Origin of the sequence: Halobacillus litoralis, assembly GCF_009856415.1 — a bacterium.
Classification (GTDB): Bacteria; Bacillota; Bacilli; order Bacillales; family Halobacillaceae; genus Halobacillus; species Halobacillus litoralis_C.
The window spans coordinates 916,856-929,452 of the sequence record NZ_WMEZ01000001.1 but is presented as its reverse complement, the minus strand read 5'-3'; the positions used below and the strand labels follow the sequence as shown (position 1 = coordinate 929,452).

The 12,597-nt window shown below is 46.3% G+C and carries 10 protein-coding genes; all 10 read left to right on the top strand.

The window, feature by feature from the left end:
• Positions 1-100 precede the first annotated feature (100 nt).
• Complete coding sequence (mraZ, locus tag GLV98_RS04880) at positions 101-532, top strand: division/cell wall cluster transcriptional repressor MraZ (protein WP_160912596.1); 432 nt, start codon at positions 101-103, stop codon at positions 530-532.
• A gap of 21 nt (positions 533-553) precedes the next feature.
• On the top strand, positions 554-1,534 hold the full coding sequence (gene rsmH, locus GLV98_RS04875) for a 16S rRNA (cytosine(1402)-N(4))-methyltransferase RsmH (RefSeq protein ID WP_160912594.1): 981 nt from the start codon (positions 554-556) through the stop codon (positions 1,532-1,534).
• On the top strand, positions 1,531-1,902 hold the full coding sequence (gene ftsL, locus GLV98_RS04870; RefSeq protein WP_160912592.1) for a cell division protein FtsL: 372 nt from the start codon (positions 1,531-1,533) through the stop codon (positions 1,900-1,902). The genes rsmH and ftsL overlap by 4 nt, the downstream gene beginning before the upstream one ends.
• Before the next feature lie 16 nt (positions 1,903-1,918).
• A complete protein-coding gene (locus tag GLV98_RS04865; protein WP_160912590.1) occupies positions 1,919-4,054 on the top strand; it encodes a penicillin-binding protein in 2,136 nt (711 codons plus the stop codon).
• An 87-nt stretch (positions 4,055-4,141) separates the two neighbouring features.
• A complete protein-coding gene (locus GLV98_RS04860) occupies positions 4,142-6,064 on the top strand; it encodes a stage V sporulation protein D (RefSeq protein ID WP_160912588.1) in 1,923 nt (640 codons plus the stop codon).
• A 48-nt stretch (positions 6,065-6,112) separates the two neighbouring features.
• Entirely contained in the window at positions 6,113-7,588 is a 1,476-nt protein-coding gene (locus GLV98_RS04855) for a UDP-N-acetylmuramoyl-L-alanyl-D-glutamate--2,6-diaminopimelate ligase (protein WP_160912586.1), read from the top strand.
• Positions 7,585-8,943 (top strand): UDP-N-acetylmuramoyl-tripeptide--D-alanyl-D-alanine ligase, encoded by a 1,359-nt coding sequence (locus tag GLV98_RS04850; protein ID WP_160912584.1) that lies wholly within the window; start codon positions 7,585-7,587, stop codon positions 8,941-8,943. The genes GLV98_RS04855 and GLV98_RS04850 overlap by 4 nt, the downstream gene beginning before the upstream one ends.
• A gap of 39 nt (positions 8,944-8,982) precedes the next feature.
• Positions 8,983-9,969: a phospho-N-acetylmuramoyl-pentapeptide-transferase gene (mraY, locus tag GLV98_RS04845; RefSeq protein ID WP_160912582.1), complete on the top strand. Its 987-nt coding sequence runs from the start codon at positions 8,983-8,985 to the stop codon at positions 9,967-9,969.
• Positions 9,966-11,309 (top strand): UDP-N-acetylmuramoyl-L-alanine--D-glutamate ligase, encoded by a 1,344-nt coding sequence (gene murD / locus GLV98_RS04840; protein WP_160912580.1) that lies wholly within the window; start codon positions 9,966-9,968, stop codon positions 11,307-11,309. The genes mraY and murD overlap by 4 nt, the downstream gene beginning before the upstream one ends.
• Before the next feature lie 64 nt (positions 11,310-11,373).
• A complete protein-coding gene (gene spoVE, locus GLV98_RS04835; RefSeq protein ID WP_160912578.1) occupies positions 11,374-12,468 on the top strand; it encodes a stage V sporulation protein E in 1,095 nt (364 codons plus the stop codon).
• Positions 12,469-12,597: the final 129 nt, after the last annotated feature.

Sequence of the window (12,597 nt, the reverse complement as noted above, 5' to 3'; positions counted from 1 at the left end):
TCACGGGCAGGATTTTTTTCATGGGAAGAGAATGATAAAAAAGTAAGTGGAGAAAAGTGGGGCGATGTGGTAAGGTGAAATTAAAAGGTGGGGGAACTCTATGTTCATGGGTGAATTTCAACACAACATTGATACAAAAGGACGGATCATCGTACCCTCGAAATTCCGCCCGGACCTTGGTGACAGCTTTGTCCTTACCCGAGGTTTAGATCAGTGTCTGTTTGCTTATCCTATGAACGAGTGGAAGCTGCTTGAAGAGAAGCTGAAAAAACTCCCCTTAACGAAAAAAGATGCCCGCGCTTTCACCCGCTTTTTCTTCTCTGGTGCTGTTGAATGTGAAGTAGACAAGCAAGGTAGAATCAACATTCCACAACCTCTTAGAAAATATGCATCACTAGAAAAAGAATGTGTCGTCATCGGCGTATCCAATAGGATCGAGTTTTGGAGTCATGATGAATGGGAAAGTTATTTCGAGGCATCGGAAGATTCCTTCTCAGAGATTGCAGAAAATATGTTGGATTTTGATATCTGATCGATAGAAACGAGTGAAACCATGTTTGAACATTACAGTGTATTAAAAAGTGAAACCATACAACATTTAGATTTGGACCCAGAAGGCATTTATGTCGACTGTACCTTAGGCGGTGGCGGGCACTCTGAAGCGATTGCCAAAGCCTTGAAGGGGAAAGGTCGATTAATATCTTTCGATCAGGATGAGGTTGCCTTGAAAGCTGCAAAGGACCGCCTGAAGGATTACGAGGACCGTGTTACTTTCGTCCATGCCAACTTCCGTCAATTGGAAGAGAAATTAGCAGAACTTGAGGTAACGGAAGTCGATGGTATTATTTATGATCTTGGTGTTTCCAGTCCACAATTGGATGTAGAAGAGCGAGGATTCAGCTACCATCAGGATGCTCCGCTCGATATGCGGATGAACCAGGAAGCAGAACTTAGTGCGAAAGAAGTTGTCAATGACTGGCCCTACGAGGACCTCGTCCGAATTTTCTTCAAATACGGGGAAGAGAAATTTTCGAAACAAATTGCAAGAAAGATTGAAGCGGCAAGAGAAGAGAAAACCATTGAAACGACAGGTGAATTGGTTGAACTCATTAAGGAAGGGATACCTGCTCCTGCGAGAAGAAAAGGGGGACACCCTGGCAAAAGGGTTTTCCAGGCCATTCGTATTGCAGTCAATGATGAGCTTGGTGCTTTTCAGGACAGCCTTCATCAGGCAGCAAGAGTTGTCGGAATCGGTGGACGGATCGCCGTCATCACCTTCCACTCCTTAGAGGATCGTTTATGTAAGCAGGCGTTCAAGAAATGGAGTACAAACCCTCCATTACCGAAAAACATCCCGATGATCCCGGAAGATAAACAGCCACCTTTTCAATTGGTCAGCCGAAAGCCTATTGTAGCCGATGAGTCAGAGCTCGAAGAGAATCGTCGTTCACGTTCTGCGAAACTGAGGATTGTCGAGAAAGTCAAACCTTGGAATAAAGAATTCGAATTTAACGAAGGGTGGAAACAAACATGAGTGCTGAACAGATCAGAAAACAGCAGCCTTTACAGCAGCCTGAAAGAAAAAAACAGGCCAAAGTAAAGGTACATAAAAAGAATAAATGGATCAGTACAGGGGAAAAGTTCCTCTATTCGTTTGCAACGACTGCAGTCCTTGCAGCGTCCGTGTTTTTAGTGCAGACATCTGCTCAGACAGATACAATCAACCGTGATATTCGTGGGATGGAACAAGAGATTCAACAACAAGAGTCCCACAATGAAAACCTTGCTTATCAGGTGAAAGAACTCAGTAACCCGGATCGGATATTGAGCATTGCCAAAGAAAATGGTTTGAATATCCAGAATGCACAAGTGAAGCAAGCCGGTAAAATCAATAACGAGTAACGGCTGGTGATTTCTCATGAAAAAACACAACAATAAAAGCTCCGCATTTTTGATGGTCGCCTTTGCGATTGTATTTTTCATCATTGCGGGGCGTTTCATTTATATCGAGACAGCAGAGACGGTGGAAGGTGTCGACTTGCAAAAATGGGCGGAGGATATCCGCACAAGCTCCTATGAAATTGATGCAGACAGAGGTAAAATTTATGATAAAAACGGTATGGTGCTTGCCTATGATCGCCCTACTTATAGAATTTATGCCATTGTAGACCCAGAGTATTCCGCTAACCTCGATCCACCGAGACACGTGACGGACCCTGGTGAGACAGCAAATAAACTTGCTCCATTGCTTGATATAGAAGCGAGTGAAATTAGAAAAACGATTGAAGAAGGCCAGGAAAATGAACGTTTCCAAGTCGAATTCGGTTCCAGTGGACGTTCCATTTCCCAGGAGACAAAAGAAGAAATTGAAGAGCTTGAGTTGAACGGCATTGCATTCAAACAAGAGTCGAAACGCTATTACCCGAATGGGAAATTCGCTTCCCATGTCATCGGCTTTGCTCGCAGCCAGGATGGAAACATTAACGGCGTGACAGGTATTGAGAAGCAGATGGAAGAACACCTTCAAGAAGAAAAAGGTAAAATCAGTTACGAACGGGACAAGTATGGAACGAAATTGTTAGATCCTAACCAAGTGATGACAGAGCCTGAAAACGGAAATGATGTCCATTTGACCATCGATCAAAAAATTCAAACGTTTTTAGAAGATGCTCTATCGCAGGTGGATGAACAGTACAGTCCGGAGAAGATCATGGCAGCAGTCATGGACCCGGATACCGGTGAAATTTTAGCGATGAGTAACCGTCCGAGTTATAACCCGAATGACATTGGTGAGGTTGATAATTGGTACAACGACATTGTTTCCTACACCTTCGAACCAGGTTCCACGATGAAAATTTTCACGTGGGCCGCTGCCATCGAAGAAGGTGTGTATAAAGGGAGCGATATGTTTAAATCAGGCACATACAAAGTACCAGGTCATACGATAGGCGATCATAACAATGGTGAAGGATGGGGGCCGATCTCTTATGACGAAGGATTTCAACGCTCCTCAAACGTGGCGTCCTCAAAGATCGCGCTTGAGGTTTTAGGACCTACGAAACTACGAAAATATTTAACCGACTTCCATTTTGATGAGAAGACAGGGATCGATCTTCCGAATGAAAAAAATGGACGCTTTGTTTTTAACAAGCCGTCTGAACAGGCGACGACTTCATTTGGTCAAGGTTCTACTTTCACGGCCATTCAATTGATGACGGCAGCAACATCTGTGGCTAATGAAGGTAAGATGATGCGCCCGTATATGCTGTCTAAAATCACTTCGAGTGAAACAGGTGAAGTGTTGAAAGAGAACAAACCGGAAGAGATTGGGCAGCCTATTTCTGAAAGCACCGCCAAACAAGTGCGTGACCTTATGGGAACCGTCGTCACGTCTGAACAAGGGACCGCGCAATCGTTCAAATTAGATGATTATACGCTCGCAGGTAAGACAGGTACCGCTCAGATGATTGAGAACGGGAGTTATTTGACCGGCCGGAACAATTACATTTTCTCTTTCATGGGGATGGCTCCGAAAGAGGATCCTGAACTTCTCATGTATGTCGCTGTTCAGCAGCCGGATCTGGAAGTTACGGAATTAGGTTCTGAACCTGTATCTTACATTACTAGAACGGTTCTTGAAAACAGCCTCCATTACATGGATATCCAGCCGGATAAAGAAGTGGACGAATCCGTTTCACCGTTGACCATTCCAGATGTAATCGGGAATGGTACTTCTACGGCTGAAGATGAGCTGAAACAAACGTTCTCGAATGTAGAAGTCATTGGTAACGGTGGTGAGGTGACCGCGGTTCTTCCACAACCGGGCTCAAAAGTTGTAGAGAATCAAAGGATTATGGTCATCACAGACAAGCCAACCATGCCTGACTTGACGGGATATTCAGCCCGTGATGTGCACAGACTTGTGAAACATTTCAACTTGAATATCGAGACAATGGGCAATGGCTTTGTTGAAAAACAGAGCATCCCTGAAGGATCAAGCATAAAAGAAGGCGGCTATTTAGTCGTAGAATTAGCTCCTCCGAGAGAGGAGTGACACCATTCCAGGCAGTGTTCTAATCGTTTCTAGATTGCATATAGTGATACAAGCTGACTCTATTGACTTCAAAAAGGAGTTATTAAGATGAGACGAGTATCACAAGTGGTCGTAAAGAAACGATTAGTCGCTGTCTTTCTTGTTGGAATGGTTATTTTTTTTGTCATCGCAGGGAGGCTCGGGTATGTCCAGTTCTTCTTAAGTGACTTCCTCATTTCAAAGGCGGAGGAATCCTGGAGCAGGGATATTACTTTCGAACCGGAGCGGGGGAAGATTCTTGATTCGAATGGGGAAGTGCTCGTCGGAAATCAATCCGCTCCAACGGTCATGGTCGTTCCGAGACAAATTAAAGATGCGGAAGAGACAGCACAAAACCTTGCACAGATTTTGGACATGAGTGTAGAGAAAGCTTATTCTCACGTCACAAAAGTCACTTCTATCGAAAGAATCCATCCAGAAGGTCGTAAAATCAGTGAGGAACAGGCGGAGGCGATCCAGTCTTTACAGATGCCTGGCGTCTACATAGCCGAAGACTCGAAGCGGTACTATCCCCATGGCTCTTTCCTTTCACATGTGCTTGGATTCAGTGGCATAGATAATCAAGGGCTGCTTGGACTGGAAGCATATTATGACGAAGAATTGAGGGGGGAAAAGGGGGCGTTGTCCTTTTTCTCAGATGCCAAAGGGAAACGGATGCCGGATATGGCCGATATTTATAAGCCGCCCGAGGATGGAAAAGACCTGCAGTTGACCATCGACTATAAAGTCCAATCGATCATGGAACGCGAGCTTGATATTGCTCAGGCCAAATACAACCCTAATGGAGCCGTAGCGTTAGCCGTTGATCCCGATACAGGGAAAGTGGTAGGGATGGCGACCCGCCCTAATTTTGATCCGGCCAATTATCAGGAAGTGAAACCGGAAGTCTATAACCGTAATCTGCCTGTTTGGAGTACGTACGAGCCTGGTTCCACATTTAAAATTATCACCCTTGCCGCCGCTTTGGAAGAAGACCTCGTCGACCTTGATGACGAACATTTCCATGACCCCGGGTCGATTAAAGTGGACGGAGCGACTCTCCGCTGTTGGAAACGAGGCGGGCACGGGGATCAGACCTTCCTGGAAGTCGTCCAAAACTCCTGTAACCCTGGGTTTGTCACCCTCGGACAGCGACTTGGTACAGAAAAACTTTTTGAGTACATCGATCGGTTCGGGTTTGGTGAGAAAACCGGTATCGACCTTGAAGGGGAAGGGAAAGGGATCCTGTTCAAGCCGGAGAACGTCGGTCCTGTAGAGCAGGCGACGACGGCTTTTGGTCAAGGGGTATCGGTCACGCCGATCCAGCAGGTCATGGCTGTCGCGGCAGCGGTGAACGGGGGCTATTATTATGAGCCGTATATCCAGGAAGCGTGGCTGGATCCGGTGACTGGCGAAACGTTAGAAAAAAATGAACCGAAGCTGAAAGAGAGAATCATCTCTGAAGAAACATCGGCAGAAATTCGGCGTGCTCTCGAGAGCGTTGTGGCCAAAGGAACAGGGAGAGGCGCGTATGTGGAAGGATACCGGGTCGGCGGGAAAACCGGGACGGCTCAAAAAGTCGGCCCTGACGGCAGATACATGGAAAATAACCACATCGTATCCTTCATCGGATTTGCTCCAGCGGATGACCCTGAACTTGTCGTGTATCTCGCCATCGACAACCCTAAAAATACCGTTCAGTTCGGTGGTGTCGTCGCTGCGCCGATCGTCGGGAATATTATGGGCGACAGTTTGCGTGCTTTAGGAGTGGAACCTAGGAAAGATGGATTGGAAAAAGAATACTCCTGGCCGGATGAGCCGTTAGTAGAAATTCCGGATGTTACAGGGATGGAGAAAAAAGAATTAAGTCAAATGCTTTTGAACTTAGAAGTGGAAGTCAGCGGAAGCGGATCTAAAGTGATTACACAGGCGCCTGAAGCCGGTGTCAAAGTGCCAAGTGGTTCGACCATTCGTGTGTATCTGGGGAATTAAACCGACGTTTGGTATAATAAAACTTGTGAGCAGGTAAGGGTGACACATATGAAAATGAAGAAACTCTTGCGGTACATTCCATTTTATAAAGTGACGAAATCAGTGGCAGATCTCCACATCAAAGGGCTTTCCATGGATTCAAGGACGACAGAGCCTGGAGATGTGTTTGTCTGCCTGCGCGGTGTGGATGTCGACGGGCACCGGTTTGCGAAGGGCGCCGTGGAAAGAGGGGCCGTGGCCGTCATTGCTGAAGAAGAGGTGGCTGTCCCTGTTCCTGTCGTCCTCGTGAATGATACATCACGGGCGCTTGCGATGGCGGCAGCTGCTTTTTACGGCTGCCCCTCAGAGTCTCTCCACGTCATCGGAGTGACCGGCACGAATGGCAAGACGACCATTACCTATTTACTGGAGGAAATCTTCCAGCAGCATAAAAAGAAGACAGGGATCATCGGAACCATTCAGGTGAATATCGCTGGAGAGACGTTCCCGGTGAAAAACACGACCCCGGACGCTCTTACCTTGCAGCGCTATTTTCATAAAATGCATGTAGCGGACGTCGATCATGCAATTATGGAGGTATCTTCCCATGCCCTCGACCAAGGAAGGGTATATGGCTGTGATTTTGATATCGCCGTGTTTACGAATTTAACGCAGGATCATTTGGATTATCATGAAAATTTTGATGATTATCTTCGTGCAAAGTCCCTATTGTTCGCACAATTAGGGAATGGGTATAATAAGGAACGTGAGAAATTCGCAGTCATCAATAACGACTCCCCGCTCGCAAAAAAATTCATCCGCTCTACCTCTCAAGGACTGCTGACTTATGGCATTTTCGAACAGGCGGATGTAAAAGCGGAAGAGTACACGATGACAGAAACGGGTACCGCCTTTATTATGACCACTCCCATCGGTTCGGTTTCTATTAAGAGTCCCTTGATGGGGCTGTTCAGTATTTATAATATGCTGGCTGCAGCGAGTGCTGCTATATTATCAGGCGTCTCTCTAGAGACGATTCAGCGATCCTTTCAGCAGACCAAAGGCGTAAAAGGAAGATTTGAACCTGTGCGAGAAGGCCAGGGCTTTGGTGTCGTCGTCGACTATGCCCATACTCCCGATTCCCTGAAGAATGTGTTGCAGACGCTCCGGGACCTATGTAAAGGGACGATCACCGTTGTTGTCGGCTGTGGAGGGGACCGTGATCGCAGTAAACGACCGGAGATGGCAAAAGTAAGTGTCGACTATGCGGACCGGGTCATTTTCACCAATGACAACCCCCGAACGGAAGACCCAAAGCAGATTTTCAAAGATATGACTGCCCATGTCAAAGGGCGCTATAAGCAGATTGAGGACCGAAAAGAAGCCATCACCTATGCGCTTCACCATGCGAAAACAGGAGATATCGTCCTGATTGCAGGGAAAGGCCATGAAACGTACCAGGAAATCAAAGGCATCCGCCATCATTTCGATGATTGCGAGGTGGCCCGTACGATATTAAGAGAAATGAAGGAGCATCCATCATGATTTTAGAATGCAATGAACTCGCACAACTTTTTCCGAAAAAACAAGGCGCAGCTTCGGATCAGATTCAGCTCGGATCTGTGATGACAGACAGCCGAAAAACAGCTAAACAAAGCTTGTTCGTCCCGATTGTCGGAGAGAATTTCGATGGGCACGATTTTCTTGGAGATGCCATTAAGCAGGGAGCGGTCGCAACGTTATGGCAAGAAGATCAGCCTTTGCCGAAGCTGACGCCTACGGACTTCCCTGTCTTTTTTGTGGAAGACACAACGAAAGGTCTTCAGCAATTGGCGTCCTATTACTTGAAAAAGGTGGATCCTGTCGTCGTCGGGGTCACTGGATCAAATGGAAAAACAACAACGAAAGATCTGGCTGCGTCCGTCCTTCAAGTCAAGTACAAAACACATAAGACTGCTGGTAATTTTAATAACCATATCGGGCTCCCTCTCACTGTCCTTGCCATGGATCCAGAAACAGAAGCTGTCGTTCTGGAAATGGGAATGGATCGTGCAGGGGAAATTTCCGTTTTATCAAAGCTTGCCGAGCCGCAGTATGCCCTTATAACGAATATTGGAGAATCCCATATCGAGAATCTCGGTTCCAGAGAAGGGATCGCTAGTGCGAAGCTTGAAATTACAGATGGACTTTCTGAAAAAGGAGCCTTAATTCTCGATGGAGATGAGCCTCTATTGCAAGAGCAGAAGTCTAAAAACTGGACGGTTACTTGTGGTTTTGGTGACCAGCTTGACTATCAGGCTGAGGTTCTTCAATTGACAGATGAGAGCAGTACGTTTAAAGTCGGTGGGCAGTCCTATGAATTGCCTATGGCCGGGAAACACAATGTGAAAAATGCTACATACGTCATTGCGCTTGCGGAACGTTTAGGACTATCTCCACAAGAGATCCAACAGGGCTTTCAGCAGTTGCAAATGTCTGCTATGCGTTTTGAGAAACATAGAGGGCATAATGACTCTTTAATCATTAATGATGCTTACAATGCTTCCCCGACTTCTATGAAAGCCATCATTGAAGTTGTCAGTCAATTGACATCCAAAAGCAGGAAAGTGTTAATATTAGGTGATATGTTCGAGTTAGGGGAACAATCACAAACGCTGCATGCAAGCGTAGCCGATGCCATCGATGAGAAGATTCATGCGGTTTATACGATCGGCGAGCATTCCAAGGCTCTATCGGATGCCGTAGACCAAAAACACCCTTCCATTGAAACGCATCATTTTACAGACAAACAAACGTTAAGTCATCATGTCCGTCAAGAGTTGACAGCGGACACCGTCGTACTCATCAAAGCTTCCAGAGGAATGAAATTAGAAGAAATACTTGAAAATCTCGTGGATTGATCGATAGGCGATGATGATGGAAAAGGAGGAGAACTACACATGAACGAATACATACTACTAATCACTATGGCTATTTCATTCGCAATCACTGTTGTGATCTCGCCGATGATCATCCCTTTTTTGAGAAGGTTGAAGTTCGGTCAGGCAATTAGGGATGAGGGCCCAGAATCCCACCAGAAAAAATCCGGAACTCCGACGATGGGAGGGGTGATGATCATTGTAGCTGTGGTCATCACAACCATCCTTGCATCCTTTTGGTTCACCCCGGACACTGGGAACACACAAATGTTCCTCGTGTTATTTGTTTTAGTCGGGTATGGACTGCTCGGTTTCCTTGATGATTATATTAAAGTGGCGATGAAAAGAAACTTGGGACTCACGTCGAAGCAAAAAATGCTCGGACAGATCGTCATTGCCCTTGTCGTTTATTTTATTCTTAGAAATTCGGATTTCCCAACGTATATCAGTATTCCTGGGACAACCTTTGAAGTAGACCTTGGCTGGGGGTACGCGTTGCTGATCCTGTTTATGCTCGTCGGTGCTTCGAATGCTGTGAACCTGACGGATGGGCTTGATGGACTGCTTGCAGGGACAGCGGCCATCGCGTTTGGCGCTTTCGCTATTTTAGCGTGGACAGGCCAGATGAATGTTGAAATTACTATTTTCTCTCTTGCTATTGTTGGAGCTTTGCTCGGTTTCCTTGTCTTCAATGCTCATCCGGCTAAAGTCTTCATGGGAGATACAGGGTCTCTTGCTTTAGGTGGAGCGATTGCTATCATCGCTATCTTAACGAAACTTGAACTCATTCTTGTCATCATCGGCGGTGTGTTCGTCCTTGAAACCCTGTCTGTCATCATTCAGGTCATCTCTTTTAAAACAACAGGGAAACGTGTCTTCAAAATGAGTCCGCTTCACCACCATTATGAATTGAAGGGCTGGTCCGAATGGCGTGTCGTAACGACGTTTTGGGCTGTAGGACTTGTCTTCGCAGTGATCGGTATTTATATTGAGGTGATGTTCGGATGAAAAAATTAAAAAACTTCCCATACAAGCAAGTGCTCGTCCTAGGACTTGCGAAAAGTGGTACAGCAGCTGCTGAATTATTTCTGGACAGCGGCATCCAAGTACGAATTAATGATCTAAAGGCAGACCAGAAGGACCCGGAAGTACTCAGGTTGATAGAAAAAGGGGCCGAGGTCATCACAGGAGGACACCCGTTATCCGTATTGGATGACGTGGAGTACCTCGTCAAGAATCCTGGCATCCCTTATGAGAACCCTGTTATAGCTGAAGCTGAAAACCGAAAAATCCCGGTCGTTACCGAAGTGGAACTGGCAAGCTTCCTTCATGAAGGTCCACTGGTAGCCGTTACTGGCTCAAACGGAAAGACGACAACGACCACCTTGATCCATGAAATGATTCAAGCGGATCAACAAAAGGTTTCGCTTGCAGGAAATATCGGTCATGTCTCTTGTGAAGTGGCAAGAAGCACGGACGCAGATGAAACAATGGTGACTGAACTTTCATCGTTCCAGCTGCTTGGCACTGAAAAATTCCATCCAGAGATCGCGGTGTGGCTCAATCTCTATGAAGCTCACCTTGATTATCACCATACGTTAGAAAATTACCATCAGGCGAAGGCTAAAATAACAGCGAATCAGACGGCTGATGATACATTGGTCTACAATGCGGATGATGAAAGTATCGCCAGATTTCTACCTGATGTGAAAGCGAAACGCGTCCCTTTTTCCATTGAAAAAGAAGGAGAAGGCGCCTGGGCCGATGATTCGTTCATTTACTTTGAAGACGAACCGATTATGAAAAAACAGGACATCGTTTTAGTGGGGGAACAAAACCTGCAGAACATCCTCGCTGCCGTAGCTGCGGTAAAAGTAAATGGAATACGGAACGAAGCAATTGTCGAGGTATTGACAACGTTCGCTGGGGTGGAACACCGCCTGCAGTTTGTGACGAAAAAGAATGGTCGTTTGTTTTACAATGATTCTAAAGCAACGAATATTTTAGCGACTTCCTATGCGTTGAAATCATTTGAAAACCCAGTCATCCTCCTAGCAGGTGGTCTTGACCGGGGGACGAGCTTTGAATCACTGATTCCACACATGAAAGGCATCAAAGCCATGGTCGTCTTCGGAGAAACGGCTGATCAGTTAAGTGAAACAGCTCGGAAAGTTGGTATTGAGGAAGTCACCAAAGTAGAAACGATGCAGGAAGCCGTTGATCAGGCCTATCAATACTCAAAAGAGGACGATGTCATCCTGCTCTCACCTGCTTGTGCGAGCTGGGACCAGTATCGTACTTTTGAAGAAAGAGGCCACATGTTTATCCAAGCTGTGCATAAGCTCTAATAAGGGCTTTGTGCGACAAGCTAAAGCCCTGTTTTCCACTTAGATGGGAGGTAGGGCTTTTTTTATGGAAGAAAAAAAGCCGGATTTATGGTTGGTTGCCGCCATACTCGGAATTTTGATCATCGGGGTCGTGATGGTTTACAGTTCATCGAGCATCTGGTCCGAATATAAGTTTGATGACCCATGGTTTTACGCCAAACGTCAGATTCTTTTTGCTACCGCCGGTCTGATTGCCATGGTTGTATTATCACGAATTCCGTACTACGTATGGCACGGACATTCAAAGATGATTATGATCATTTGCCTGGTTTTTCTCGTGCTCGTACTCATTCCGGGAGTGGGTATGGTCCGCGGAGGGGCACGAAGCTGGATCGGGGTGGGGATGTTCAGCATCCAGCCATCCGAATTCATGAAACTTGGTTTGATTCTATTCCTTGCACGCTTTTTATCTGAACGTCAAAAACTCATGAACTCTTTTCAACAAGGGTTCCTCCCAGCGCTAGCATTGATTTTGTTTCCGTTTGCACTCATAATGCTACAGCCAGACCTAGGGACAGGTGTTGTCATGGTAGGGACATGCCTTGTCATGTTGTTTACAGCTGGAGCACGCATCAGCCACTTTATGTGGATTGCCGGCGCAGGAGCAGCGGGAATGGTCGGATTGATTGCTTCTGCACCTTATCGTATAAAAAGGATCACCGCATTCCTGCATCCATGGGAAGACCCTCTAGGGGCAGGATTCCAAATCATCCAGTCTTTATATGCCATCGGTCCGGGTGGTTTAATGGGATTAGGGTTAGGAAACAGTATGCAAAAGTTTTTTTACCTTCCTGAACCTCAGACGGACTTTATCTTTGCAGTACTTGCTGAAGAACTAGGGTTCCTAGGCGGATTACTCGTCCTTGGTCTTTTCTTTATTCTTTTGTGGCGAGGAATCCGAGCAAGTCTCCTTGCTCCGGATCTTTTCGGCTCATTGCTTGCCCTTGGCATTGTAGGGATGATCAGCATTCAAGTCATGATCAATATCAGTGTAGTCACAGGGCTGATTCCCGTCACAGGAATTACGCTCCCCCTTGTTAGCTATGGAGGATCGTCCCTGACTCTGACCCTCGCATCCCTGGGATTACTCCTCAGTGTCAGTCGCTTTTCAACAAAATAAAAAGGCCATGGACTCCATGGCCTTTTTATTTTGCTTACCTTTGGGTGAAGCCCTACCCTATACGGTGGCCAGGCTTCTCGCACTAGGGGCTTCAACTAATGGGAGCGAGTGTTAGAGGTGAAAATAAAA

Bases quoted from the DNA above. Each gene is read 5' to 3' on its own strand.
- mraZ (WP_160912596.1), top strand. From the start codon at position 101: ATGTTCATGGGTGAATTTCAACACAACATTGATACAAAAGGACGGATC.
- spoVE (WP_160912578.1), top strand. From the start codon at position 11,374: ATGGAAGAAAAAAAGCCGGATTTATGGTTGGTTGCCGCCATACTCGGA.
- rsmH (WP_160912594.1), top strand. From the start codon at position 554: ATGTTTGAACATTACAGTGTATTAAAAAGTGAAACCATACAACATTTA.
- ftsL (WP_160912592.1), top strand. From the start codon at position 1,531: ATGAGTGCTGAACAGATCAGAAAACAGCAGCCTTTACAGCAGCCTGAA.
- GLV98_RS04865 (WP_160912590.1), top strand. From the start codon at position 1,919: ATGAAAAAACACAACAATAAAAGCTCCGCATTTTTGATGGTCGCCTTT.
- mraY (WP_160912582.1), top strand. From the start codon at position 8,983: ATGAACGAATACATACTACTAATCACTATGGCTATTTCATTCGCAATC.
- GLV98_RS04850 (WP_160912584.1), top strand. From the start codon at position 7,585: ATGATTTTAGAATGCAATGAACTCGCACAACTTTTTCCGAAAAAACAA.
- GLV98_RS04855 (WP_160912586.1), top strand. From the start codon at position 6,113: ATGAAAATGAAGAAACTCTTGCGGTACATTCCATTTTATAAAGTGACG.
- murD (WP_160912580.1), top strand. From the start codon at position 9,966: ATGAAAAAATTAAAAAACTTCCCATACAAGCAAGTGCTCGTCCTAGGA.
- GLV98_RS04860 (WP_160912588.1), top strand. From the start codon at position 4,142: ATGAGACGAGTATCACAAGTGGTCGTAAAGAAACGATTAGTCGCTGTC.